This window comes from Serratia sp. ME47 (assembly GCF_903970925.1).
Classification (GTDB): Bacteria; Pseudomonadota; Gammaproteobacteria; order Enterobacterales; family Enterobacteriaceae; genus Serratia; species Serratia ureilytica.
Genome location: NZ_CAJCKE010000008.1, coordinates 24489 through 51221 on the forward strand (window position 1 = coordinate 24489; position 26733 = coordinate 51221).

At 57.9% G+C, this 26733-nt stretch carries 23 protein-coding genes; 7 read left to right on the forward strand and 16 right to left on the reverse strand.

What is annotated here, in order from left to right:
* Positions 1 to 12: 12 nt before the first annotated feature.
* The 8 genes from H7A77_RS10610 to H7A77_RS10645 all read right to left on the reverse strand — a co-directional run bounded on the left by H7A77_RS10610 (position 13) and on the right by H7A77_RS10645 (position 9465).
* Positions 13 to 834, reverse strand: coding sequence for a Glu/Leu/Phe/Val dehydrogenase (locus H7A77_RS10610; RefSeq protein ID WP_182074145.1), 822 nt, complete (start codon positions 832 to 834; stop codon positions 13 to 15).
* Positions 835 to 850: 16 nt separating this feature from the next.
* Positions 851 to 3730, reverse strand: coding sequence for a type I polyketide synthase (locus H7A77_RS10615; RefSeq protein ID WP_182074146.1), 2880 nt, complete (start codon positions 3728 to 3730; stop codon positions 851 to 853).
* Between the two features lie 13 nt (positions 3731 to 3743).
* Entirely contained in the window at positions 3744 to 4919 is a 1176-nt protein-coding gene (locus tag H7A77_RS10620; RefSeq protein WP_033650390.1) for an FAD-binding oxidoreductase, read from the reverse strand.
* Between the two features lie 40 nt (positions 4920 to 4959).
* Positions 4960 to 5517 (reverse strand): hypothetical protein, encoded by a 558-nt coding sequence (locus H7A77_RS10625; protein ID WP_050440105.1) that lies wholly within the window; start codon positions 5515 to 5517, stop codon positions 4960 to 4962.
* A 22-nt stretch (positions 5518 to 5539) separates the two neighbouring features.
* Entirely contained in the window at positions 5540 to 6568 is a 1029-nt protein-coding gene (locus H7A77_RS10630; RefSeq protein ID WP_182074147.1) for a PLP-dependent cysteine synthase family protein, read from the reverse strand.
* Between the two features lie 42 nt (positions 6569 to 6610).
* Complete coding sequence (locus H7A77_RS10635; protein WP_033643089.1) at positions 6611 to 7339, reverse strand: thioesterase II family protein; 729 nt, start codon at positions 7337 to 7339, stop codon at positions 6611 to 6613.
* On the reverse strand, positions 7336 to 8940 hold the full coding sequence (locus tag H7A77_RS10640; protein ID WP_182074148.1) for an AMP-binding protein: 1605 nt from the start codon (positions 8938 to 8940) through the stop codon (positions 7336 to 7338). The genes H7A77_RS10635 and H7A77_RS10640 overlap by 4 nt, the downstream gene beginning before the upstream one ends.
* A 300-nt stretch (positions 8941 to 9240) precedes the next feature.
* Positions 9241 to 9465 carry a hypothetical protein gene (locus tag H7A77_RS10645; RefSeq protein WP_033643087.1) on the reverse strand — a complete coding sequence of 75 codons (225 nt, stop codon included), beginning with the start codon at positions 9463 to 9465 and terminating at the stop codon, positions 9241 to 9243.
* A 137-nt stretch (positions 9466 to 9602) separates the two neighbouring features.
* On the opposite strand from H7A77_RS10645, the gene H7A77_RS10650 reads away from it, so the two are divergent.
* Positions 9603 to 11744 (forward strand): TonB-dependent siderophore receptor, encoded by a 2142-nt coding sequence (locus H7A77_RS10650; RefSeq protein ID WP_182074149.1) that lies wholly within the window; start codon positions 9603 to 9605, stop codon positions 11742 to 11744.
* A complete protein-coding gene (locus tag H7A77_RS10655) occupies positions 11744 to 12883 on the forward strand; it encodes an ABC transporter substrate-binding protein (RefSeq protein WP_182074150.1) in 1140 nt (379 codons plus the stop codon). The genes H7A77_RS10650 and H7A77_RS10655 overlap by 1 nt, the downstream gene beginning before the upstream one ends.
* A 4-nt stretch (positions 12884 to 12887) precedes the next feature.
* Here H7A77_RS10655 and H7A77_RS10660 read toward each other — a convergent pair whose 3' ends face one another.
* The gene (locus H7A77_RS10660) at positions 12888 to 13496 is read right to left on the reverse strand and encodes a TetR/AcrR family transcriptional regulator (protein WP_033643085.1); all 609 of its coding nucleotides are present in this window, start codon (positions 13494 to 13496) and stop codon (positions 12888 to 12890) included.
* 178 nt (positions 13497 to 13674) lie between these two features.
* Here H7A77_RS10660 and H7A77_RS10665 point away from each other — a divergent pair, with 178 nt between their 5' ends.
* Together H7A77_RS10665 and H7A77_RS10670 are read left to right on the forward strand one after the other, a co-directional pair.
* The gene (locus H7A77_RS10665; RefSeq protein ID WP_227711507.1) at positions 13675 to 15216 is read left to right on the forward strand and encodes an MFS transporter; all 1542 of its coding nucleotides are present in this window, start codon (positions 13675 to 13677) and stop codon (positions 15214 to 15216) included.
* A 2-nt stretch (positions 15217 to 15218) separates the two neighbouring features.
* On the forward strand, positions 15219 to 16604 hold the full coding sequence (locus tag H7A77_RS10670; protein WP_182074151.1) for an MmgE/PrpD family protein: 1386 nt from the start codon (positions 15219 to 15221) through the stop codon (positions 16602 to 16604).
* A gap of 24 nt (positions 16605 to 16628) precedes the next feature.
* Here the strand turns inward: H7A77_RS10670 and H7A77_RS10675 are convergent, their stop codons facing one another.
* Complete coding sequence (locus tag H7A77_RS10675) at positions 16629 to 16943, reverse strand: helix-turn-helix transcriptional regulator (protein ID WP_042784504.1); 315 nt, start codon at positions 16941 to 16943, stop codon at positions 16629 to 16631.
* A 192-nt stretch (positions 16944 to 17135) separates the two neighbouring features.
* On the opposite strand from H7A77_RS10675, the gene H7A77_RS10680 reads away from it, so the two are divergent.
* Entirely contained in the window at positions 17136 to 17552 is a 417-nt protein-coding gene (locus tag H7A77_RS10680) for an MAPEG family protein (RefSeq protein ID WP_232091360.1), read from the forward strand.
* Positions 17549 to 17905: a thioredoxin family protein gene (locus H7A77_RS10685; protein WP_182074152.1), complete on the forward strand. Its 357-nt coding sequence runs from the start codon at positions 17549 to 17551 to the stop codon at positions 17903 to 17905. The genes H7A77_RS10680 and H7A77_RS10685 overlap by 4 nt, the downstream gene beginning before the upstream one ends.
* On the opposite strand, the gene H7A77_RS10690 is transcribed toward H7A77_RS10685, so the two are convergent.
* From H7A77_RS10690 to H7A77_RS10710, 5 genes are all read right to left on the reverse strand, one after another.
* Positions 17886 to 19421: a phospholipase D family protein gene (locus tag H7A77_RS10690; protein WP_182074153.1), complete on the reverse strand. Its 1536-nt coding sequence runs from the start codon at positions 19419 to 19421 to the stop codon at positions 17886 to 17888. The genes H7A77_RS10685 and H7A77_RS10690 overlap by 20 nt on opposite strands.
* 86 nt (positions 19422 to 19507) lie before the next feature.
* Positions 19508 to 20299 (reverse strand): helix-turn-helix domain-containing protein, encoded by a 792-nt coding sequence (locus tag H7A77_RS10695; RefSeq protein ID WP_033643079.1) that lies wholly within the window; start codon positions 20297 to 20299, stop codon positions 19508 to 19510.
* Between the two features lie 357 nt (positions 20300 to 20656).
* Positions 20657 to 20974 (reverse strand): cupin domain-containing protein, encoded by a 318-nt coding sequence (locus H7A77_RS10700; RefSeq protein ID WP_033643078.1) that lies wholly within the window; start codon positions 20972 to 20974, stop codon positions 20657 to 20659.
* Between the two features lie 233 nt (positions 20975 to 21207).
* Positions 21208 to 23178 carry an FAD-dependent oxidoreductase gene (locus H7A77_RS25705; protein ID WP_182074154.1) on the reverse strand — a complete coding sequence of 657 codons (1971 nt, stop codon included), beginning with the start codon at positions 23176 to 23178 and terminating at the stop codon, positions 21208 to 21210.
* Positions 23179 to 23195: 17 nt separating this feature from the next.
* Positions 23196 to 24368 carry a nitrate/nitrite transporter gene (locus H7A77_RS10710; protein ID WP_255443860.1) on the reverse strand — a complete coding sequence of 391 codons (1173 nt, stop codon included), beginning with the start codon at positions 24366 to 24368 and terminating at the stop codon, positions 23196 to 23198.
* 181 nt (positions 24369 to 24549) lie between these two features.
* Between H7A77_RS10710 and H7A77_RS10715 the strand changes: the two genes are divergently transcribed.
* Positions 24550 to 25419, forward strand: coding sequence for a LysR substrate-binding domain-containing protein (locus H7A77_RS10715; RefSeq protein WP_182074155.1), 870 nt, complete (start codon positions 24550 to 24552; stop codon positions 25417 to 25419).
* Positions 25420 to 25472: 53 nt separating this feature from the next.
* Here H7A77_RS10715 and opgC read toward each other — a convergent pair whose 3' ends face one another.
* Positions 25473 to 26675, reverse strand: a complete 1203-nt coding sequence (gene opgC / locus H7A77_RS10720) for an OpgC domain-containing protein (protein ID WP_142075542.1) — start codon at positions 26673 to 26675, stop codon at positions 25473 to 25475.
* Positions 26676 to 26733: the final 58 nt, after the last annotated feature.

A 26733-nucleotide genomic window follows, 5' to 3' on the forward strand; every position in this document is an offset into this window, starting at 1 on the left:
ACTCATCATCCATCAATAGTGAATACCGCGCGCCAACAGCCGCTGTTCAGCCTGTGGCGTATTAAACGGTGAGTTGGCGCTGCTCACCACCCAGCGGGTATTCAGCTGTTCAATATTTTGTGCATTCAATACGTTGGACATTGACGCGATGCACAGCACCTCGCTGGGTTGCGCCCAAAGTTCCTCTTCGCTCACGCGGCGCACCCCCGCAGGAAATTGCGCTGCGGGGTTGATGTCATAGGCCGTCACCTCACAACCGAACAGCAGGCTTTGTTTCGCCACTTCAGTGCCGACCTTGCCCATACCGTGAATGGCAATGCGCGCGCGAGGCAAATGATTGAGCCTCAGCGTCAACACTTTTTTCATCGAACTCCAGACGCCGTAGCCGGTTGCCACCGATGTATCGACTTGTGGGCTGTCCATGGCATTCAGGATCCACGGCGTAAACTGCCGCAGATAGTCCATCTCTCTATTGCCGGTATTGATATCGCATCCCGTAAACATGGTGCCGCCATAGCGATTGAGCAGAGCGCCTATCGCTTCAAGCACTGCCGGTTGCTCTTGGGGAGAACGTTTGCTGTTCACCACGATTTTGCCGCCGCTGAAGCCGGTATTGTACAGCCCGTGCTTCAGCGACATGCGCTGCGCCAGCATGATCGCCTCCTCTTCCTGCTGCTGCCGGGACGCATAGTTTCGCCAACGGATACCGCCATTAGCCGGTAGCAGCTTGATCTGCGACGAGTAAGCCAGGGTGAATGACGTTTCGTCATCGATTACGACCGTTTCTATCTGGTATTGGTTATGTGTATTCAGCAATTCATTGTTAACTGACATAATTTGCCATCCTGTTTTAATGAGAATCTTGCTCGAATGCTCCAGCCTGGTCCAACTGTTGTTTAATGCCCCACGGCGTAGGCCGCTTAAGAAAATCGGCCATCCCTATTGCCTTGCCAAACTCTTGCTCCAACATCGCCAGCAGGCGCAGCGCCATCAGCGACTGTCCGCCGGCGTCAAAAAAGTCACAGTGGTTAGAATCGGGGTTCACGCCGGTCACATCCCCCCAAACGCGCCAGATACGCGCCATCTGAGGATCTGACTGACTTGTTGCTGCCGGCGTTCGCTCGGCTTGCGGCCCCTGCCTGTCCCGTTCGCCCAACCACCAGTGCGCCGGATCGAAGGGATACATCGGCAATGCGATGCGCGAAGGCGGCAGTTGCCACAGGCGGCGCCAGTTAACGTTGACGCTGGCGCGCCAGATTTTTTGCAGCGCCTGGATCCATACGGCGCCTTCATTCTGCGCTTCGTCGCGACGCGGCAAGGTTCGCACCGCGGTCACAGAACCGGCGGATTTTAGCTGTGCAACCAACGCCGTGAGCGTCGAACCCGGCCCAACTTCGATAAACAACGTCTTGCCGCGCTGCGGTAGCTGCTGCAAGGCGCGGTGGTAATTGACAGGTTCACGGGCATGACGCGCCCAATATCGGCCGTCAAGCGCCGAACATTCGACTTCGGTCGCCAGCAAGGCGGAGACGTAACGTACCCCCGTCGCCGATTCACGCGGCGGCGGCGCAATATTGGCCAGCTCGTCAAGAATGGGATCCATCAGGGTCGAATGAAACGCATGTGAAACATTCAAGGCTTTGCATCGCACGCCTCGGTCTCGCATCTGACGTTCGCAAGCGCGAATGGCTTCAGCGGTGCCGGACAGCACGCAGCCGTCATCACTGTTTTCTGCCGCCAGCGATAGCTGATGACTCAACCAGGGCTGAACCTGTTGAACGCTCAGCTCTACCGCCAACATCATCCCGGACGGCAACCCGGCCATCAGACGCCCACGATGAGCGGCGAAAACCAGCGCCTCTTGCACCGAGAACACCCCAGCGGCCCAGGCCGCCGCAATTTCGCCGAGGCTGTGCCCAATGACCCAATCCGGCTCGACGCCGTAATGCATCAGCAGTTCGGCCACGGAGATTTCGACGGCGATCAGCGCGGGCTGCGTCAACGCGGTATCGTTAATCGACTCGGGCGCGGCCTCTCCGGTAAATAACGCCGAGAGATCCAGTGCGGCTTGCGTTTGCACTATCTGCAGTTTGTCGTTCATCAGTTTTCTGAAGGTCGCGTCCTGCGCCATCAAATCGCTGGCCATACCGATAAACTGGCTTCCCTGGCCAGGGAATTGGAAAACTATCGACAAGCGCCCTTTCCCCGTATCCATCATGTTTTCTTTCACGCTCAACGCGCCCCGATCGTCTATCTGCAAGGTGCCGCGATAGCGCAGCGACTTTCTTCCGCTTTGCGCGCTCCAGGCCAAGCGTTCGTCGTTTTCGCCGTGCGGTCGCTGCAGATAGCGTTTTACCAGCCGATGCCAGGCCTGTTCTGACTGTGCGCTGATCGGTACGACGGTGGAGGACAATGAGACCGCTGTTCGCGCCGGCGGCGTGACAGGCGGCCTCGCCAGTACGACATGCGCATTCGTACCGCCAATACCGAATGCGCTGACGCCGATGGCCTGGCGCGGATCCTCGCGATCCCACCGTTGAGCGGAACAGATAAACTCAAACGGACTCTCCGCCAATGCCATTTCCGGATTCGGTGAGCCAACGTTGATCTGCGGCGTGAGCCAGCCATGCTGAATTTGCAGGGCGGCCTTAATCAATCCCGCCATGCCGGCGCAGGTTTCCAGGTGCCCGACGTTAGCCTTGACTGCGCCGATGGCGCAGAACCCCCGTCGTGCCGTATGCTCTCGGAAAACGCCGTTCAGCGCCTCGAATTCGATGGGATCGCCGGCCAGAGTGCCCGTACCGTGGGCTTCGATGGCGCGAAAATCCTCAGGCGTCAACCGGGCATCGTCCATCGCCTGGCGCAGCAGGCGTTGCTGGCCATGCAAACTGGTGGTGGTAAAACTGACTTTGCGCGCGCCGTCATTATTCATCGCCACGCCTTTGATCACCGCGACGACGTTATCGCCGGCCGCCAGCGCATCACTCAGGCGCTTCAACACCACCACACCGACGCCGCTGCCGAATACCGTACCGCTGGCATCTGCGGAAAATGGCCGGCAGTGCCCATCGGTGGAAAACACCATGCCTTGCTGCGCAAAATAGCCGTCGTTTTGCGGGATCCTTAGGGTACAAGCGCCTGCTAACGCCAGGTTGCAACGGCCGCTGCGCAAGGCGTGGACCGCTTCGTATACCGCCACCAGCGAAGTGGCGCAGGCGGCTTGCACGTTGCACACCGGCCCCCCGATGCCCAGATGCCAGGCCACCCTGCTGGTGAGGTAATCTTTATCGCTCATTATTTGCCGCTCGAACGGCGAAGGATTGAGTTTATCGAGTAGCTCGGATCCTTGCGCCTGACGTAAATAGTCAGAGCTGCTACAGCCGGCGAACAGCCCGGTATCCTCAAGTTCCCCCGGTGTCACACCGGCGCTTTCCAGCGCGTGCCAGGCGCATTCCAAAAAGAGCCGCTGCTGGGGATCCATCAGCAGCGCATCGCGCGCGCTAATACCGAAGAATCCTGCATCAAAGCGAGATATGTCGCCGGCCACAGGCGCGGCGACGGGAATATATCCCTTGTCGACGGCATCATCCCGATCGTTATCGACGCGAACCAGGGATTCGACACCGTTGATCAAATTATGCCACCAGCTTTCGATGTCCTCGGCGCCCGGGAAACGGCAGGCCATGCCAACCAGGGCGATATCCCGTTCATTGCTGTTCACCTGCTGCATGAAGGTTCTCCGCTCAGAAACGCAATGCGCTGATGTCCCAACGGGGCTCTCGTTCCGCCAGCAGATCGGCGCAAATTTGCCCCATCAGAGGCGTAAATTTGAACGCCCATCCCCCTGCCGAGACCACCAGATGTTCGCCGCCGTGGCAGCGGCCCTTGGCGCTGTCGAGATAGAATTGGCGCGCCGGATCGGTGGGCAACACGGCCAGACAGCTTGCAGCGGAATGCTGTTTATCCGGTTCGAGGAACGGCATATGCCGGCGGGCAAACTCCAACGCGCGCTCCACGTGCTGCGGGTTTGCCCTATAGCCAGGCGCATTGGCTTCGGTGATCGGATCCACTTCGAAATCGGTCCCCAGCCGATCAAACCCATTGACGGACCAAGGGTTGGGCGGGAAGCCATAAAACAGGTTGCTGTCGCTCTCCACCGGCGGTTGGAAAGCAAACCAGAAGGGATCGTTGGCTCCCAGGCGCTGGCTGCGCAGCATGCTGATGCAGGCCATCTCATAGGTAGAAAGCGCAAGTTCAATATCCAACTGGCGCAGCAGTTTCTTGCTGCCCGGCCCACTGGCAACCAGGACTTTACGGGCGCGATAACGGTTTTGCGTCGTCAGCACCGTTGCGCCCCGAGCATCGGGCTCCACGGCCTTCACACATTGCTGGAACTGGAACTCCACGCCGGCTTCGCTGGCCAGCGAGTAAAGCGACGCCAGGGTGCCTTTAACGTCGATCACGCCGCCGTCTTGCTGCAAGAAACCTTCATAGTTGCTGTCCAAGCCGGTGAAACCATAGCGCCGTTCGATTTCACGCATCGTCAGACGTTCATAAGGCAACCTCATTTCATCCATTGAAAGCATGGTTTGGCGGATTTGCCCCTCATTGGTCCAGACATCCGCATCGCCGAACCATAGGCTGCCAATGCGGTGGATCAGTTTTCTGTCCGCCTGTTGTTCCAGCTGCCGCCACAATTTGTCGGCCTCCAGGGTAAGGCGGAATATTTCCAGCTCCGAATATTGCAAACGCCAATGGCGCTCCTCCCCGCTGGTGCCGGCCAGTTGCGTAAATAGCGCATGTTGTTCCAGGACCAAAACCTTATGGTCGCGATGCTCTCGCGCATAATTCCATGCGGTGGCCAGCCCGATGGGGCCAGCGCCAATAATAATGACATCCCAGTGTACCGACGTGTGCATACCTATCCCTCGTAATGGATATTGTGTGTGTTTGATAAAATTATTTTTTAATTAAACTTTTAATCTGATCCAGCGGCAACAGGACGATCAGCGTCAGATATTTTTCTCGCGGAATATCCTGATAGAGCTGACGAACGCCGATCTTCCCCATGACATCCCCGCTAACGCCGGCGGCGAACAACGATTGCCATTGCCCCGCCCAAATCGCACTGGAATTCCAAATGCCGGCGGTTTCGATTCGCCCCAGCGGCGTCTCGGCCGTCTCGTGGTACCAGGAAACCACGCTGTCGTCCGGCAGTGAGGCGATTTTCCACCCCTGGCCCTTCATCGTGCCGATATCATGCCCCTGCTTATCCACCAACCGATCGATATGTGAATTGGCATCGCCAACGTTAGGGACATTATCTGCTTTTGCTTTAAAGGTAATATTTGCCATTTCGATAACGGAAAGCACGGTGGCATTGTTATAGCCGTCTTTCGTCGCCAAAATATGCTCAATATCGTTGGCCTCTTTACCTGAACTTATTAACTGGCGAACATAATCGCCAAGCGCGATCAGCTCAGACAATACATTATTATTGCCCTGTATAATTTCCATGAAATATTCCTTTTAGACGTTGTTAAACGGTCAAGGCTTCAGATTGTTTGAACCACTCGCGCCCTTTTTCTCGATCGATATCGGAACCGGCGTCGGCAAAGAGTGTGACAACCCGTTGATCCGCACTCAGCGTTTCTGCCAGCTTACAGGCCGTTTTCCAGTTGGCAGCGGAAGATGCGCCGATTTTAACGCCGGTCAACTGATGGAACTCGTGCATCGCGCTGAGCGCTTCCCGATAGGAAACCGGATTGAAAGGCGGTTCCTGCGGCATCAACTTACTGATGAAAGGCTGACGGAAACCGAAGCCCAACCCGCCGGCTCCGGCAAATTTAGGTTCACCGTTCGGCGCAGACAGCGTACCGTAAGGCAGTTCGCGCGGCGTGCTGCCCCACACGATCAGCTGTGGGTTATCCTGACGCAACGCGGCGGCCACCCCCGACAAGGTCCCGCCGGTCCCTACCGCCGATACCCAACCGTCGATGCGCTCACCCTCCAGCTGCCGGCGAATCTCTGCGCCCGTCGCATGCTGATGTACGGCGGTGTTGACCAGGTTAAGATGCTGAGAAAGCAGCGTCCAACTGCCATCTTCATACGCAATCTGCTGGCTGCGTGCAATGACGCCGAGCAGGAACTGATTGCGATCGACCAGAGTAACGATGGCTTTATCGGCTTTTAACGTGTCGATAAGCGGTTGCGGAGACGAATCCGGGATCACCACTTGCACCGCTATCCCGCACATATTGCCGAGTTTGGCCAGGGCTTTCGCCATATTGCCCCCCGAGGAATCGAGCAACTTCAATTCACCGGCGGCGAAGTCGTGTTGATTGATGGCATCGCAAAACAGACCGAACGCGGTGCGGTCTTTCACCGAGCCAAACGGATTCTCAAACTCAAACTTGGCGTAAATCGACGCCTTTCCCTTTGGCGACGGCACTTCAACCAGCGGGGTATTGCCTAACGTCGCATAGAATTTTTTCAACTGGGGGAACAGAGCGAAGGCTTTCTCCGTATCCGGTGCGCAATCCTGTGGGTTAAACAGCTCAAAATTCATCAGAGGTTCCTTTAAAGCCATACGTTGACAAATAAGCCAGCGTTACCGGAGCAGCTGGCGGAGAAACGCAGCGGTGTCCTGCGCGAAATAAAAGTGATCGCCCGCGAGGAATTGCACCCGGCTGCCGGGGAGTTCTTTTTCCCACAGCGACAGCGCGGCGCGGCTAACCAACGGATCGTTATCGCCGCCCAAAATGCGTGGCTGCATGTCGGGCAAAGGTTCTGCGCTGAGCGCGCCCAACAGCTGTAGATCTTGCTGTATCAAGCGGGTGACAAGCGGGCGAGTGATCTCATCCAGCGACAGTGCGCCGCTGCTTTCACTGAATGTCAGGATGTCGCCCAACACCTCTTGCCGCAGGCTTTCCTGTTGAAGTATTTTCAGTTCAGAGGGGGCGCGCTGGGCCGACAACACGGCGTCGATGTTAAAACGCGACGCTTGTAACGCCGCGGCAACCTGCAGGGCAAACAGCGCGCCCATGCTATGACCGAAAATCACCACCGGCGCGATGCCCAGCGAAGAATGCAGCGCATCAACGCAGCGCGTAATGGCTCGCTGCGCCGTTTCCCAAGCCGGCGCGTCTTGCGCGTCTTCTCGCCCGGGATACTGCACGATGAACAGATCCACCTCGTCCGGCAGCAGATCACGCCAGTGCTGGTAGAACGCAACGCCGCCGCCGGCATGTGGAAATACGACCAATTGTTTGCTGACCGGTGAACTGCATGGGCGGCTGAGCCTCACCACGCAACCGAGAGACGTGCGCAATGGCGTCATGAGTTCAACCCCGCCGTATTTTTGACCGTCTGTTCCTGGCGCAGCATGTCGCGCAACGTCACGCGATCTATCTTGCCGATCCCTTTCATCGGAATGGTATCGATGACAATCAGCCGCTCCGGCGCCTTGAACGCCGCCAGCCCTTCTTTCTCAAAGAAGCGGCGCAATGCGCTGAGAGTCAGAGTGGTATCCGTGCTGGTGACAAACAGACAAGGCACCTCACCGTAGAGATCGTCCGGCATACCAACGCAGGCGGCTCGCACCACGGCAGGATGCTGTTCAGCCAACTCCTCTATCTCATTGGGACTGAATTTCTCTCCCCCGCGGTTGATCGAGTCGTTTACGCGGCCGTCGATGAAAATGTTGCCCGCGGCATCGACGTGCGCCAGGTCGCCGGTACGGTAGAAGCCGTCCGCGGTAAACGCGCTACGATTAGCCTGGGGATTTTGGTAATACTCGGTGAGCGTATAAGGGCCGCGGGTGATCAGTTCGCCTGATTTGCCCACGGGCAAAGGACGGCCGTTTTCGTCGACGATCAGCACTTCATCATGCGGGCTCAACGGCCGGCCCTGAGAGCTGAATCGCAGAGTGTCATCATCGTCAATCGAGTTAAAACACAGCAGCCCTTCACTCATGCCATAGCACTGCTGCAGGGTAATGCCGAGGTTGCGGGAGGCGGAGGCCGCTAGCTCAGGCGTCACCCTGGCGCCACCCACCTGAACATGCCACAAAGACGTCAGGTCGCGCGGGGTTTGCCGCTGCAGTTCGCTCCATTGAGACAGCAACGCAGGCACCAGCGTGGTGTGTGTCACGCCGCATTGCTCGATCACGTCCAACGCCGTTTCCGCCGACGGGGCGTCGGCGAGCGCAACGGCGCCGCCGCGGGAAAGCGTACCGAGTATACCGGGGCAATTGATGACAAACCCATGCGAAACCGGCATCGCGGCGAAATAGACCGAATGGCTGTCTAAAGCAAACACGTCACAGCCGCACTCGATCATATAGCTGTAGCCGCCATTTTTACGGGCAATCGCTTTAGGTAAACCGGTGGTGCCGCTCGAGAGCAGCATGACGGCGGTATCTGAGGGCGTCATGGTGGCGGCGTGAAGTGGCGGCGCGGGCGTCAAAGGCGAACAGAAATGTTGCAGATTTAGGTAACGAGTGTCGTGCCCGGCGTCATCGTAGTCTTCGACCAATATCACATCGATATTGAGACCTTCGGCCAACAGCGTCTGCAAAGCGGCAAGTGGGTTATAGCGACGGGAACCTCGCTGCAGGGCAAATACTTTTGGCGCCGTCAGATGCAGAATGTGCCTCAGCTCTTTTTCTCGATAAGAGGGTAATATCGGCACTGGGATCGCACCGAGCATCAACGAAGAGAGCATGATGACAACCGCTTCACGGGTGTTGCGCAATTGATAGGCGATCCGATCGCCCTTCACCACGCCCAATTGACACAGCTTCAAAGCGGCTGAAGCCACCGCACCGTTCAGCCAGTCGTAAGTGTAAACCTCCCCGTGTTCAAAAAGCGCCGGACGCTGTCCATGTTTTTGAAGGGCCAGCAATAAACGTTGGTTGATCGAATCCTCAACACTAACCATAGCGACTCCATAATGAGTTAACTCACTGTTTGACTGTTATCTTTCTCAATCACAATTCGTTAAACAAACAGCTTTCGGCACCTCGGTCAGGCGGCGCCATCACTTCTGTATTGGCTCAGAATGAAAAGCAAAACGGACTCAAAAACACTTCATTTTCTGGCCGACATCAAACACTATGACCGACCGTCAGTCAATTACCTTGGTGTTAATTATTTGTAGATCTTATGTTTCACCCCTATCATGTCGTTTTAATCTCCTTTATAAACAACACATTATAAATAATACTTTTTTTATACTTGCTTATGACATTTCAGAAATAAGCTGTTCTAATGAATAGTCTCGCCCTCCCCACAGCGATGGCGCGTTAACACAGCGGGCTTTCAGCAGGGCTTGCAATGCCACCGTTTCCGCCGAGCTGAGTGCTAAATCTTGACGCAACTGCCAGCTGCCATCCGCCTCTTGCAGCACATCTTCAGGTACCCCCACCTCAGCCAACAGCGCCAACAAATCATCCAGAGTCTTCATAATGTTATCCAATCGTTAAATGGTATTGATAATTATTCATATTGACCGTCAGTCGGTCAATGAGTATTTTAACGCTTGCCTGAGATGACCAGACTCCCGCCCTCGCAGCGAGACTCTTACTTAAAGAGGGATTTTTTTTGAATAAATTCAACGGATTTCGCCTGCGGAAGGCTTATCTTTGCCCGTTGTTGCTGGGCATGATGCCCTGCCTGACCCTGGCGGCCGATGAAGAGTCGATCTGGGTGGTCGCAGAGGGTTCATCCTCAGACAATGCCCTACAGGGTTATGCCGCACAGCAAGCGACGGTGGCGACCAAAACCCGGTCACCGTTGGTCGATGTGCCGCAATTTGTCTCGGTGGTCAATCGCCAGCAAATGGACGTGCAGTCGGCCGACACGGTTAGCCAGGCGTTGCGCTACAGCGCCGGCGTTGCCGTGGAACGTTTCGGCGCCTTTTCCAGCGGCGTGGACTTCGCCAAAATGCGCGGTTTTGAGGCCGACTACTACCTGGATGGATTGCGCGTCATCGGCAATACCGGCATTTGGGGACCGCAAATTGAAACCTGGGGAGTGCAAAGCGTTGAAGTCTTGCATGGCCCTTCATCCTCGTTATACGGCCAGGGGGGCGCCGGCGGCGTTATTAATATGATTTCCCGACGCCCTTCCACCGCCGAGTCGAATCAGCTTAAATGGGATGTCGGCAATGACCGCTCACACGCCCTCAGCCTCGATTCCACCGGCGCGCTGACCGATGACGAACAGTGGGTGTACCGCTTCGATGGCCTGGCGGCCACGCGCGGTTCGCAGATCGAAGACACCAGGCAAAAGCGCCTCTTTCTGGCGCCCGCAATCACCTGGCAACCCAATGACCGCACGCGCTGGACCGTGTTGGCTCACTATCTTCGCGAACCCCAATCAGGCTATTACAACACCCTTCCCGCCCAGGTTTTGGGGCTGTTGCCCAATCCGCACGGCAAGATAGATACCGATAGAAATTACAGCGATCCCGCGCACGAACACTCGAGCCGTACGCAATACGATATGACCTCGCTGCTTGAATTCGAATTGAACGATCGCTGGCGCCTAAAGCAAAACCTGCGCTATTCCCACGTAGACTCGACGGTGCGGCGCGATTTTACGCGCGCCATCACGCCGGACGAGAGACTTTTGACGGCGGTTTATCAGGACGCACCGAGTCAGGCGGACAGCATCGTGATGGATAACCAGGCCGAGACGACATTCGTTACCGGCGCCATCGTCCATCAGGGATTGGCCGGGATCGACTTTCAGGCCGGTAAATTGGATAAAGACTGGTGGGGATCGCAAACCGTGACGTTTGATCCCTGGTCCGAACAGTACCGCCCTTCATTCGAACCTATCCCGGTTTCACGCACGTCGACAACGCAACGCTTCCAGCGCACGGGCTTATACGGACAGGACGAAGCCAGCTGGCGCGGATGGCATTTGTTGTTGGGCGGCCGTCATGACTGGTCACGCATGCGTACCAGTGACAATCTGGCCCATACTCAAACGCAAACCAATGACGCAGCCTGGAGCTATCGCGCCGGGTTGAGCTACCCGTTCGACAATGGCCTGGCGCCGTGGGCCAGCGTCTCTACCGCCTTCGAGCCGTTGACCGGCACAAACGCTCAAGGCACGCCGTTCAAGCCAACCCATTCCACTCAGTATGAGATGGGGATGAAACTGCAGCCACCCGGCAGCGCAACGATGACCAGCCTGGCGGTCTACCAACTGACGCAGCGCGATGTGAACACCATCGATCCCCTTAATCCCAGTTATTACACCCAAACGGGTGAAGTGCGTTCTCGCGGCGTGGAGCTGGAATCACGGGCGGCGGTGACCGATAACCTTAATCTGATGCTGTCCTATGCCTGGGTCAACAACGTCGTGACGGAGGCTAACGATAGCACGCAGGGGAAACATCCGGTGGGGGTTCCGGCGCAGACCGGCTCGATGTGGCTGGACTATCGCTTTACTAAAGGGCCGCTGCAGGGGCTGCTGATCGGTGGCGGTACCCGCTACCTGGGGGCCAGTTGGGGAGATGGCGCCAACACCTTCAAAGTGCCCGCCGTTTGGCTCGGCGATATGACCGTTCGCTATACGCCGGGTGCCTGGGATCCTCGTCTGTATAATCTGGAGCTGGGATTGACGGTCAACAACCTGACCAACAAATCTTACATCGCAAGTTGCACCAGTGCGCCTTACTGCAGCATCGGCATCGAACGCCGCATCATCGGTTCGATAAGCTGGTATTTCTGATGCACAGACGACGTTTTCTTCAGGCGGCCGCTTTGCTGGCACTTTCTTCGCCTTCACGCTCTCTGCGCGCCCAGGCTGATACACAGATCGTGACCGATATCGTCGGGCGTACGGTGACTTTACGCTATCCTCTGCGGCGTATTTTCCTGGCGGAAGGCAACCTGTTTTATACCGTCGCGGCGCTCAACCCACGCGCGCCGATGGAAAAACTGGTGGGTTGGCGAGACAATTTCCGCACCGCCGACCTGGACAGCTACCGGCTGTATCTGCGCTATTTTCCCGAACTGGCCAAGCTGCCGGCCTTCGCCGGCGTGCAGCAAATGCAATTCGATCTGGAAAGGTTGATCGCCTTGCGGCCCGAAGCCATGTTGCTCAACGCGAATACGCGTTCTGTGCTGGAAACGAGCGGCCTGATGGCTAAGCTTACGGCGGCTAACATCCCCGTGGTGTTTGTCGATATGAGCATCGGCCTGATGAACAACAGCGCCAGAAGCATCGCCATCATGGGGCAGCTGTTTGATAATCCGCAAAGTGCACATAGCCTGATTCGCTTCCGCCAGCGTCATCTCGATACGATCCGCGACACGCTGATGAAACGGGCTCCGCCGCGCCCACGCATAATGATGGAGCGCGCCGCCGGATTATACGAGGATTGCTGCCTGTCTTGGGGCAATGGCAACTACGGCGAGATGGTGGATAGCGCAGGAGGATTCAATTTGGCTCAGACGCATATTCACGGCGTTTACGGCGCATTGAGTCAGGAAACGGTGATCGCTTCCCGGCCCGATAAAATCGTCGTGACCGGCAGCAACTGGAGTCATTACTCGCCCCACGGTGACTGGATCAACCTTGGGCCAGGCGCAGATTTGACGCTGGCAAAAACGCGGCTGGAAAAATTGATGCGACGCTCGGCTTATCGCACCCTGGCCGCGGCAAAGAACGGACAGGCGTACGCCATCTGGCACCCGTTCTACGATCACCCTTTTAATTTCGTTGCGATCGAACGTCTGGCCACTTGGTTCCATCCGTCGCTGTTTGCCGGCGTTGATCCCGAAGCGACTTTTACTGAACTCTTCGCCCGCTTTCTTCCCATTCCGTATCAGCCCGGTTACTGGGTGTCGCTCAAGGCGGCGCCGTAAACGATCAGCGACATCCCAGCAAACGCATGAATTCCTGCGCCAGCGCAGGCCCCAGCCCTTGGCGGTCGGCGTCGGGGTTGACCATAACGTCATCCACGGCACCATGCATGCCGTGATACATCAAGATGGCGGTCAGATGCGGATTCTCCAGACGCCAGGCGCCCGCCGCTGCGCCATCGTTTAAAATCGTCAGGATCTGCTCCAGCACGGCATCACGATCCTGATTGCCTCGGGTATGATAATGATGATCGTGATACAACGCATCGTGCAGTTCCATGCCTTCAAAATAGGTCGCCACGCCGGCATCACACCAGGCTCTCAGACGCGCCAACCAGTCATCCGGCGCACATTCATCGATAGCCAGCTGAATTTTCTCGATAAAGTGATTGGTGAAACGTATACGTAAAGCGGACAACATTTCATTTTTGGACGGGAAATAGTGGTAGAAGGTCCCTTTGGCGACGTTGGCGTCGCGGACGATATCGCTGATGGTGGTCGCTTCAAACCCTTTTTCGATAAACAGCTTCTGCGCCGCATCCATCAATTCATCCAAGCGCACTTCCGCCGGTTTGGTTCGAGGCTGTGTTTCTTTCATCTTCTCTTTTGTCTTCATATCAACATCCACTAGGAGTCCAGCGGCCATCGTAACCAATGTTGTTGCCATTGACCAGCCGACCTATCTCAGTGAAATCAATATTTACGCTCCATTGACCGACGGTCAGTCATAATATAGGATGAGAATAGTTTTCACTATCACCCCCATCTCAATAAGGAGCCCCACTATGTCCGGTATGCGCAGGATTTCGCTCGTTGCCGCCATCTGTCTGGGTACATTTATGGCGTCGCTTGATATCAGCATTGTCAATGTGGCGCTGCCCACGATGCTGGAATCGCTACAAACCGACATGTCGGGCCTGCAGTGGGTCGTTGACGCCTATGCCCTTTGCCTTTCCGCGTTAATCCTTTCCTCCGGTCCGCTGGGCGACAGATTTGGCCGCAAGCGTATTTGGCTGTACGGCGTTGCATTGTTTACCGTCGGTTCGATCGTTTGCGCATTCGCCTCCTCTCTCGGCATGCTGCTGACGGGCCGGGTGATACAAGGGATCGCCGGCGCAGCCGTTATCCCTGGGGCATTGTCGTTATTGACTCATGCTTTTCCGGAGGAACAGTTGCGCACCCGCGCGATCGGGATCTGGTCTTCGGTCAATGCCCTTTCGCTGGTGATTGGCCCGGTTTTGGGCGGCTTGCTGGTGCATACCACCGGTTGGCCAGGCATATTCTGGATCAACATTCCGGTCGGGATCGTCGCGTTGATATTGGGCGGTTGGGGGCTGAGAGAAAGCTCGCATCCTGAGCACGCTGCGCTTGACCCGCTGGGGCAAGGGTTGAGCATCTTGTGGCTTGGCGCGCTGACCTACGGGCTGATTGCCGCCGGAGAATTCGGTTGGCACAGTGTGCAATCGCGTTTTCCGTTGTACGCCGCCCTGGCGCTGTTTGCGCTGTTTCTCTGGGTGGAAACGCGGGTCAAACGCCCCTTGCTGCAGCTGAGCCTGTTTCGCAACGCCGATTTTAGCGGCTATAACCTCGCCTCTTTTGTACTCGGTTTTTCCGCTTACAGCAGCGTCTTCTTCGTCTCGCTATTTCTGCAACAGGCCCAGGGCTGGAGCCCCGCCGACACCGGTTGGCGCATGGCGCCGGAATTTCTCGCCATGGCGCTGGCCGCTTCCGGTTTTGGCCGCCTGTCCGCCAAACTGAGCGTGAACTCGCTGATGATCGTCGGTTATGGCCTGATGGGCGTTGCCCTGCTGTTGCTGACGCAGCTGCACGCCGATTCGCCTTACGCTCTGGTGGCGCTCTATTTGGCCCTGCTCGGTTTCGGCATGGGGCTGTCCATGCCGGCGACAAGCGCTTTGGTGATGCGCACCGTCGCGCCGCAACGTTCCGGGATGGCGTCGGCAACGATGAACGCGCTGCGACAAACCGGCATGACGCTGGGCATCGCCTTGTTGGGCACGCTGATGAGCATGAAAGCGGTGACCACCTTGACTGCGGCTTTGCAAACGCAAGGCGTGGAACAGGCCGCCGCAATCGCCCGGACGGCGGTCATCGAACAACAGCAAACGGCCGTTGATGCATTGAGCGCGAGCCGCATGCAAGCGCTGACGCACAGCGCCTTCGCCGATGGTTTCGGGATCGCCATGCTGTGTGCCGGATTACTCAGCATCGTGATGACCGTGTGGCTGCTGATCATGCTGCATCCGCGTTTCCGTCTGCATCCTCAGGCCGGAAACGCCGTGCTGAACAAGTCACCTGAACGACTGAACGAGGAATGAACATGACAAAATTATCGGTCGACCCGATCGAAGAATTGATCGCTTTCGCTTCGCAGGTAGATGCGTGCATGATTCCCCCCGCCGTCCTGGCATTCCAGTGTAAACGGCTCATGGATAATCTTGGCTGTCTCGCCGCCGGCTACGATCAAAGCGGCGTTGACGCGGCGCTGTCGCTGGCCAGACGCTGGAGCGGCAACGCCGAAGCCAGCATTATCGGCAGCGAAGAACGGCTCGCCGCGCCTCAGGCGGCGTTTGTCAACGCCGTACGCGCTCGCGCGCTCGATTATTGCGACGTGCTTTCTCCTGGCTGGCACCCCAGCTCCTCGGATATTCCTGTGGCCTTGGCGGCTGCGGAACTGTCGGGTGCTTCCGGCCTCGACACCTTGGCTGCGTTGGCCGTTGGGCAAGACTTCGCTCAACGCATCAACCTCGCCGCGCAGGCGAACGGCTTTTTCTACCGCGGATTCGACTCGAACATCCTCGGCCTGTTTTCCGGCGCAGCGATCGCCGCCCGCCTGTTGCGCCTGGACCTGCACGCCTTTACCGACGCTATCGGCCTGGCTTTCGATTTTGGCATCGGCACCTTCCAACACTATCAGGACAAGACGCTGGCTGTACGTATCAGCCAGGGATTGGTGGCTCGCCATGCGCTGGAAGCGGTTTTAATGGCGCAGGCTGGAATAAGTGGCCCTAAACGCGTCCTGAGCGGCGAGAACGGATTTTTCAATCTCTATGCCCCGGGCGAACCCGACCTGGGATTGCTGACCCACCACTTGGGCACCGCCTTTCTGGGTGAAGAAGCGACCTGTTTCAAACTCTACCCGCACTGCAGCATTCTGCTGGCGCTGACCGAAGCGCTGTTGAACGACGGCCCGCATCGGCAGTTGCCCGATCCCGCACGGGCGAAGATCACTCTGCATGCCTCGCCGACCATGCGCATGGTCTGCGGCGCGCCATACGAGCCGCAGAAAACGGCCGAAATCGATGCGCAATTCAGCGCGCGTTACATCATCGCCAATGCGCTGCTGCGCGGCCAGGCCAGCGCACGTGAATTCAGCGCGGCTTCAGCGACAGAACCTACGGTCGTTGCTCTGGCGCAGCGTATCGAAGTTCATGAACAACATGCCTTCGATAGGTTTGACCGATTCGAACTACACATCACGCCGGAGCAGGGTGATACGCTGCGGCTCAAGGCCGAGTTTGGCCGCGGCTGGCCGGAGAATCCGGCCGACATGCAGGATATTCGTGAGAAATTTCTTCACTGCTGTGCGCAATCCCCCAGTGAGGGATTACGCCTCAATGCGCGAAAACTGATGGCCTGCATCGAGAATCTGGTCGAAGCGCCTTCGTTACAAGCCTTGTTGGCCGCAACGCGAGAAGTGCGCTAGTCCCGACGCACTTCGCCTGCCCCCTCACTTCGGCGCGTAAATCTCTCTGAGCGTGGCGATCACTTTCGCCACGTTTGGGTTATCGATACGGTAAAACAGGGTTTGCGCTTCGCGTCGGTACGTTACCAGACCTTCATTGCGCATTTTCGCCAGGTGCTGCGACAGCGCCGATTGGCTGAGCGGCACCAACTGTTGAAGCTCCCCCACGGCAATCTCATCGTGTTTCAATAGCAGGCAAAGCACCAGCAAACGGTGTTCGTTGCCTATCGCTTTCAACAGCCTGGCGGCCTCAATCGCCCCTTCATTCAAAAAGGGATCCTGCTTAGCTTTTGCATTCATGGTCAATCACGGCCCCGTCATCATTCAGCCGCATTATAGCGGCTTTCAGGCGCCGGCACAGCATTACATTAGCACCCATTAAATTAGATGTTGCTAATTTATATAATTCTAATATAACCTTGTATCCAAGCCGAGCGGCTCTCCCTGAGGCCGCAGGCTCTTTCCCAAGACAAGTGAGAATGCGTTATGAATATGCCAACCCTGGTGTTGCTGGCGTTTGCCGGCTGGACATTATTGATTCTATTCGGCACCGTCGGCGTTTATCGCTGGTCCCGAATTTTAACCGGCCGCGCCACGGTCAGCGAATGGCAAGCGAACAAACCGCAGGGCAGCGATGGCTACCAGCGCGCCATTGCGGCGCATCGCAACTGCATTGAAAATTTGCCGGTTTATACCGCCCTCGTTGTAGCGACAGCCGTATTTCAGGTGGAAAGCACGACGCTGAATGTCTTGTCTCTGGTCCTGCTCGGCGCTCGCATGGCGCAGAGTCTGGTTCACATCGGTTTCGAGCAGACGGAGAAAGTCGCCACCTGGCGCTTCGCTTTCTTTTTCACGCAAATCGTCACGATGATTTGGATGGGGATAGAGATCGTCAGGAGCCTGCCATGACGATCAAGAACCTGGCAGAGCCCCATGAGGTGACCTGCTTCCTCTATGACGCAGACAAACCCGAGGGGCAGCGGGCCATCCTCTACTTTTCCGCCTCCTGGTGCCGCCCTTGTCAGAATATGCAGGGGATCGTCGAACAGCTGCACTGTCACGCCAACGAGATCGCCTTCGGCCGCATTGACGTCGCGCAGGCGCCGACGGTCGCCCCTGCGTTCGGCATCAAATCCGCGCCCTCCCTCGCCCTGTTTGAGGATGCGCGCCTCATCGCAATCATCGCGGGCGAGATTCCCTTGCAACGGCTGTTACACCGGGTGGCGACGGCCTTCGCCGGCGTTACAGCATCCACTCGATAGGCAGCCAGCCGGCCACGGTAAGAACGATGCGTTTTACCCAGCCGGCGCCGGGTTCTTGCTGGTGCACCTCGGTGTGGCCGTCTTCGAAGGCTTCTTTCCACACCATTTTGCCTTCGGGCGTCAATACCGGCCGATAGGCGGCGTATTCGAGCGGGCCATCAAACAGTTGGCGGGTGTCGGCCGCCAGCGACGGGCTGTCGATCAAGAATCCCATTTCGCAGTTCAGGTGCGCCGAGCGCGGATCGAAATTGAACGAGCCGATAAACACCCGTTTGTCATCGATGGCGAAGGTTTTGGCATGCAGCGCCGCACCGGACAGCCCCAGCGGCTTGAGTTCCTTGCGCCCCGTCGGTTGCCCGGCGCGCAGCTTCAGCTCGAACAGCTCGACGCCCGCCTGCAGCAGCTCACGCCGGTATTTGGCGTAGCCGGCGTGGACCACCAGCACGTCGGTGGTGTTCATCGCGTTGGTCAGCACGCGGATGGATTTTCCCTGTTTGGCAAGCGATTCAAAGAAGGTTGCCCCTTCCCGCCCCGGCACGAAATAGGCGGAGACCAGATCCAATTGCCGGCTGACGCCGCCGATGATCTTGCCCAGCTGCGTCACCATCAAGCGATCGCGCGACGCTTTGCCCAATCCCTTCGCCGGATCGTCGGCCACCAGCTCTACCTGGGTGAATTCCGGCTGCACGGCGCCATCGCGAAAGCGCACCGCACTGGTTTCCAGCTGCACCGCCAATTTACGGGCGCGCTCGCTGGTTTCGGTTGCGGCGGCCTGCGACAGGAATGCCGAGAGGTTGCCCTGGCCCCGGATAATTTGCTCAACGCCAAACACCGAAGCGCTGTTCCAGTAGCGATCGAAGACCTCGGCGGTTTCCGCCACCACGTTGCCGACGCTCAACACGTCGAGATCGAGGAAATAGTTCTCGTCGCCGACCTGGAAATACTCATCGCCAATGTTGCGGCCGCCGATGATCGCCACAGCGCCGTCGACGATATAAGACTTGTTATGCATGCGCCGGTTCATGCGCATAAAGTCAAAGGCGTAGCCGGCCAACTTCGGCGTGCGCACGGTTGAGGGGTTGAACAGACGGATCTCGACGTTTTTCTGCGCGTTCAGCGCCGCCAGCGTCTCATCCATGGCAACGCCGTTATCGTCCAGCAGCAGCCGCACACGCACGCCGCGTTGGGCCGCGTCATACAGGGTTTTCAGCAAGATCTGCCCGGAGGTGTCGTTATGCCAGATATAGTACTGGGCATCGATCGACCTTTCCGCCATCCGCGCCAACGCCAGGCGGCTGGCGAACGCATCGTGGCCGCTGACCAGCGGCACCACGCCGCTCAGGCCGGGATGCGCCGCCATCTGTTCGGCGGCCCGCGCCGGCAATAGCGCGGCAGGATCCGCCGGCAAGGCCGCCTGCGGCAGACGCTGCGAAATATCCGGCAAACGAAAGATGACTCTTGCCGCAATAATGGCGATCGTCACGGCGATAATCAGGTACACGACAATTTTTATCACGGGAAGCGGCCTCGGAGGTTGACTGCTTTGCTTTATACGTCATTAGGTTGCTTCAATCTATAGGAGAAGCGCGCTCTGCAATACGGCTATAGCGTAAAGCGCGAAGGCGAAACGCCAAACAGTTTTTTAAACGCCACCGAATAGGCGCTGTGGCTCTCATAACCGCTTTCGAAAGCGGCGTGTATGATGGAGTGGCCGGCCAACAGCAGCGGAATGGACGACAGCAGCCGCAGACGCTGTTTCCACTGGCCAAAGGTGATGCCGGTTTGTTGAGTAAAGTGACGCTGGAAGGTTTTCGCGCTGATCGACAGTGAATCCGCCCAGATCTCAATGCCGCGATCGTCGGCCGGCGTGATGACCAACTGCCGGCAAATGGCGGCCATTCTCGCTTCCATCGGCCAAGGGAGATGCAGCGCCAGCTGTGGCTGCAGGCTCAGTTCCTCGAGGAACAGCGCTCTGAGCAGCGCGTGGCGTTTGGTTTCCTCGCCCTCGGGCGCCAGCGTCGCCAGTTGGGCGATCAGCTCCCGCAGCAGCGGTGACACCTGCAAAACGCCGTCGCGCAACGGCAACCGCGCGGCGGTGAATTCATCGACAAAAATCCCGTAAACGCAGATATTGCTCTGCATGACCAGTTGATGCTCCACCCCCGGCCGCAGCCAGACTGCGGTGGTTGGCGGCACGATCCAACGCCCGCTGCCCGCCTCGACCGCCATCACTCCCTGTTGCGAATAGAGCAAATGGCAACGTTTATGCGAGTGGAAAGGAACGACAAAGCCTGCCGGATAGTGTTTCACCAGCCCTGTCACCTCGAACGAGGAATTCTCGTGGCTGCTCAGGTTGATGCGTTTCGTTTCGGCGTTGTCGACTTCGAATCCCATGGTCGTTTGTCCCTTTTGATAACGCGAATGTCTTTTATTTGATAGAGAGGCCGCATGATCCTCCATATAGTGACGTTCTCGCAAGCCACACCAGGGGCCTTATGCGAATAAACTCACTATGACACCCACATTTCATCGTTCTGCGTGGTAACGGGGCGATGACATTGTGCATGCGCTGCACAATGGCGGCAACGTTGCGGGGGCGACGGAGGCCGAAAGTGATGGAAAGGGAAAGCGCGGTGGATTGAATCAGGAGGTTTATGCCTAGTCAGCAGGTAGCTTAGCCTGGGGGGCGGCTCAATGCTGAAGGGATAGGGAGAGCGCCTAGGCTCTCCGCTATCCCTTCTTGTCAATACGTCAACGGGCCAGTTCGGCGCCGTCCAGCTCGGAAATCGCCAGACAAATCACTTCCGTTATGGCCTCTACCGTATAGGCGGTATTGGCAGGAATGATTAACATCTCATGAGGTTGCAGCGTCTGATCGTCAACCTTCAGTTCACCGCTCAGCACCATCAGCTTCACCCATCCCGGATGAAAACGCGCCGGTTGTCGGCTGCCCGCATCCAGCTTCAGCAACGCCGTATGGCCCGGCGTCTCCCGTTTCAAAATATGAAAGCGCACCCCATCGTAAGGCATGTTTTCGTAATGCAGTGACGCCAGTGTTCTCTTATGCATGGTAAGTGTCCTCGTGACCTGTGAGTAGCTGCTCCGCCTTCGGTCGCCGTAAAAACGTTTGGCGGCTGTCCCTACCGAAAGCACCGTCTCGCAGCCTCTTGGCGAACGGATTAACTGTCGTGCTTGCAGCGGCCTGTACGGCCTCCGCTTCATGCCTAACCTGCCTCAGGCATGCTAATAAATATATAAGAGCCTAGCCAACGGCGCAAAAAACCACTGCAACGTTGAGCGCATTACGGTGTTAATCCGTAGTCGGAAAGATTATCCAGCAGCCCGATCAGAGAGAAGAACAGCGCCGTTTGCCGAGGATCGCGCCAGCCATCGGTAAAGTCCGCCATCAGCCACAGGACTTCGTCGAGAAACAGATGCTCTACCGCCTGATGCCAGCTTTGCACTTCGCCGGCCGTCAACGCGACAGACTCACCGTACCCCGTCAAAAACAGCCGCCATTCCCGTACGGTGAACACGCGGTCGGGCGCCGAGTCCAGTGCGTTGTGGAACAGCAGCAGGACCAGCGCCAGATCGAACACGCGCGGCAAAAACAGCGCGTTATCGGGGTCGATCAGCACTGGCCTATCCTGCGCGACATAAATCAGATTATCGGCTTTAAAGTCATAGGGCGTTTCCACGCAAGGGAGATCCCGTGCGCTAAGCGCCGTCTGCCGCCCGGCAATCTGCAGCATACGCGTTTTTAGCGCCTCGATGTCGAGCGTCAGCCCCTGGCTTGCCGCATGACTGGCGATCTCGTCCAGATCCGCCGAGATATCGTCTTCAGTCAGTGCATACTCGTCATAAACCGCCAGCCCGGCGTTATTGTCTGCCGAAGATAACGCGTGGATCCTTCCCAACAGCCTGCCCGCCGCGATAATCTGCTCATCGCGGCCCGCATATTTTTCTCCCGCCACAAAGGGATAAACCACCCACATACTGCCCGCTATCTCTTGCGGACAGGCCGTCGGCGCCACGACGTCAACGCCCTGACGACGCAACGCGGTGAGATACGCCGCCAGCGCCTGGGCTTCGCCCGACGTCGGACGGGTGCGTTTCAGGACGTGCTCCCCTATCTTATAAACCGGCGCATAGGGATAAAGACTGAGCGGCGGCTGCGCGGTATCCAGCGCGAACCGACCGGCAATCGCGATGATATCCCCCCCTTCACCCCCATCATCAATAAATCGCGCCGGGCGGTAACCGTGAGGAATGGCGGGATTAACGCCGTGCAACAGCTCGTCGCTGACCAGCCGACCCAACGTCGGAGCGCACATCACGGCCGGATGCATCACCGCCACATAGAGACAGGTGGCGCCCAGCGGCCCGAGGATGGGATAACCGTCGCGCGGCCTGGGGCGCAGCCCCACCGAACACGCCTGCAGTTGCAATGGCGCCGAGCCGTGCAGGCGGTTTTGAATCGCCGATCGCGCGTCCTCTTCCACGCGTTTGACATCGCCGCCCGCGGGATAATCCTCCGCCGCGAGCAGATCGCCATTTTGCGCATGACGCACTTCGATGTCGTCGCCCGCAATCAGCGTGTTCACCGCCTGCGCCGCCGCGTGATAGCGCAACAAAATTGCCGGCGACGCCTCGATCGGCAACGAGAATTCGCTGCCGTCCAGCAGCGCCGAGATCCCCGTACCGCAGGCGAGCACTACCCGTTCGGCGGCGATCGCGCCCTCCTCGGTAACGATGCCGGTTATCTGACCACCGGCCTCGCGCAGAAATCCGCTGACCGCACGTCCCAGAAGCAACTCGCCGCCCAACGCGCCTACTCGTTCGAGCAGCCGCTGTGTCACTTCTTGCGGATCGACCGCGCCATCGCGCGCCGCAAAATAGGCCTGGCTATCGAGCAGCCCGAGCGCCGGCTCCAGCGCCATCACCTCGGCGGAGGACAGACGCCGATTGTCGGGGTTTTGCGTCGCCGGCGCCTGACCATAGCTGAGCGCGCCGGACCAATTCACCCACAATTCCGGGATCTCCTGCGTCAGCCGCACCCAGTCAGCCACGATCTCGCGCCGCAGAAACGCGTCGGGAGCGCCCTCTGGCACGCCTTCGCTGATCCAGCCGAACGAGCTGCCTGTGGCCCCCGCCGCGGGATGCGTCTGCTCAACGACGATAACGCGCTGCCCCTGACGCGCGAGATGATAGGCGATCGATGCCCCGACAATCCCGGCGCCCACGATAACAATGCGTGATGATGTTCCATTCATTTAATGATGTCCGTACCTCATTTCAAATGTTGTCGCCAAAGCAAGCAGGCCGCCAGACAGGCTACCCCGCCGCCGCAGGCCAATACGGCATAAGACGCGCCCCAACTGTGGGTGGTATCCATCACCACGCCAAAGGAGAAAGGGGCGAACGAACCGATGCCGAACCCCAGCAACGATCGCCAGCCCATCACGCTGCCGAGCTGTTGCGGCGGTACGTTGTCCGCCATCGCGGCCGACAGCACGCCGGAGTCGCCGAGAATAAAGAAACTACCGATGCTGACGAGCAGCAGCGTCCAGCCCGGCCCCCAGTTCGCCGACCCTCCCATCAGCAGCGAACCCAATGCGCCGGCGGCGCCCATAAACATCAGCACCGACGCGCGATTGAAATAGTCGGAAACGGTGCCGACAATCAGCGTGGCGATCATGCCAGCCAGGTGGATCACCGCCGCGACGATCAATCCGGCGCTGAGCGGATCCAGAGAGAAACCGCTCAACGCCTCGCTGACCAGGCTGGGCGCCCAGGCCCAGTTGCCGAGCAGTTCCCAACTGTGGGCGATATACCCGATCAGCAACAGCAGGGTCGCATAGGTGATAGCGTAGCTCTCGCGTTTCGTCTTCCTCCCCAGCGTGCGCGGCTGCGGTTCCCGATAACCGACCAAGGCCAACGATCCCGCCAACGCTCCCAGTAACGCACCGGCGGCGCACAGAGAAAACGCCACGCCGGCGCCCCAGCGCATGGCGCTCCAACCGGCGATGAAAACCGACAGAAAATACCCCAACGAACTCGCCGCCAGCACCATGCCGATGGCATAACCGCGCCGCGCCGGACCGTTCATCCCCATCGCCAACAGCAGCGCCGGTGTATAAGCCCCGCCCTGCGTCAAACCGACGAAGGCCATCAACACCAACGCGCCGAAATAAGAATGGGCAAATACGGCGAACAGCATCAACGCAGCGGCGCCCAGCCAGGAGAACAGCAGATAAACCCGGCGGGCGCCCAACGAATCACACCACCAGGAGGCCACCAGCAACGCCAGGGCGTTGGTCAGGCTGAACACCGTCTGCACCGTGCCGGCGGAAGCGGCGTCGAGCTGCCACTCGCTCCTGATGGTCGGCAGCGCGCCGGCGAACATCATGGTGCCCAGACACAGACCCGCCCGGCTCACGCAAAGCAGATAAAAAGCCCGCATTTCAGCGCCGCCTCCCTGCCAACCGCAGGGGGAGAATAACGCCATTAACACGCATGACCGATAGCCAAAAGATCCGCATCATAAACTCAGCAATCAGAAGGAGATGCCTCATCATAGTGAGCAAAATCAAAGGCTGACAAACGATCTTTCTTCCCCCATTTGGTTGAGCTAGACTCAACCTATGAAAAAAATCCACTCCCTGCCGCACCTGTCCGCTTTCGAAGCCGCCGCCCGTCTCGGCAGCTTCAGCGCCGCTGCGGATGAGCTGTTTCTCACCACCGGCGCGGTCAGCCGCCATATTCGCAGTCTCGAAGCACAGCTGGGGATCACGCTGTTTTATCGCGGACACAAATCCGTGCGGCTGACGCAGGCCGGTGAGAACTTTTCCCGCACCGCGTCCCGGGTCATCGGCGAACTGTTTGCTGCGGAGAGCGCGCTGAAAGCGAGCGCCGGCCAGCAGCGGCTGGTGGTGCACAGCCTGCCGACGTTCACCATGCACTGGCTGATGCCGAAGCTGGCGGCATTCAATGAGCGTCATCCGGGGGTCGCGATTGATATCACCACCGGCATCGGCGCCGTCGATCGCAATACGCCGTTTGACGTGGCGATCCGACGCGATCCCGCGCACTTCTCAGGGCTGAAAGCGATCCCTTTCCTGCAGGAAGACAGCCTGCTGGTCTGCAGCCAGAGCTATTTGCACGCCAGACCGGTCATTGCGCCGGACACGCTTGGCGAGCATACCGCCATCCGCATCCGCGCCCGGGAAGATTTGTGGCGCAGCTGGCTGAATGCTTATCCGACGGCGCTGGACGCTTCGCCGCCGCCGCTCACGCTCGATCATACCTTCGCCGCCATTCAGGCGGCCGAAGACGGCCTGGGGCTGGCCGTTGTGCCTTATTTGTTCTGCGCCAAACACCTGTCGTCCGGCCGACTGGTGTCGCCTTTCCCGACGCTGACCATCCGAACCGGCGTCTATTCTCTGCTGCTGCGCGACCGGGACGATGACGTCGTGAGAACATTCGCCGCCTGGCTGCGCACTTACCTGGCCTGACCGTGGAGCGCCAGGCCGGTTATCGCCTTAGCCACCGCGTTCTTCGGGCTCGATTAGTTGGGAACAATCTTCTTCAACAGGCCGTAACGTGCCATTACCCAGAGCGCAAGCAGCCCGGTCACATGCACCGCCGTACTGAAGAGCCAATGTTGCGTCCAGAGATCGAAGGTCACGAACTGACTGATGAACAGCACCAGATAGACGTGAATGATGAAGGTATACAACGAGTTTTGCCCAAGCACGATCAGGAACCAGCCGATGGCTTTGTTGATGGGCCGCCAGCAGACGGTCAGCAGCCAATAGACGCTGGCGATCAGACAAAAATCATTCAGAATGCGCACGGGCCCCAACGCATTCTTGGCGGCCAGGTGTTGATAAAACCCATTGAATTCCGCCGCCGGGATCACGTGCAGCATTAACGCCGGCGGCATAAAGGGATTGGTATGGTTTTGCGCGACGAACAGCATTATCAGCGCCACCGCCGCCATGCCATAGCGCGCAATCTTGCCTGCCTGAGTGCGGGCCAACGACGCGATCTCCTCTTTGTACCATCCGCAGCACAGGCCAAGTATGTAGATCAATTGCCACGCCAGGAAAGGAAAAGCGAACTCGAACTCCGCCGAAGTCATCGGCATGCCGCTGATTTGGTAATAGCCGTAAGCGATGAGCGACAGTGCCAACAGCCCGGCGCCCCTGCCCGTATTCAATAGCCAGAGGAACAGCGGGCTAAACAACAGCAGGTAAAAATAGAGCCCCAGAATTTGCGTTTGATGCGGCCCTATCTGCAAAAAAATAATCTCGTTGAACCAGGCCTCTTTGACTTGTTCATTAACCGGATACATCGAATATACCGCCCCTGAAAAACGGTCAACGAAATGTGTCACTTCAAAGGTATCGATAAAATCCAGCATTTGCAGCAGCAAAATACTTATAATGATAACGATATTAACAATATATAGTTTAGCCGCGCGCCGCACCAACGAATAGGCCACCGTCAACATGGATTCAGTTTGTAACTGTCGCCGTTTCATATTGCCAAGAATAAAACCCGACAAGATAACAAAACCTTCAGCGCCGGTAGTCAAACCGAACCGCTCCCAGGTAAAAACATTCAAAACCGACATCACCTCTACGTGCGCCACCACCATCATCACCAGCGCGATGCCGCGCAGCATGTCGATACGCAAATCACGTTTCCCAATGGCGACATAGTGAAGCGTTGCCGTAGAAGATTCACTAACTTGCTGTAAATTCATTCGGTTATCTCATGATAAATCGGTTCAAAAGACAGCGCCATGTGGTTTTATTTAATTT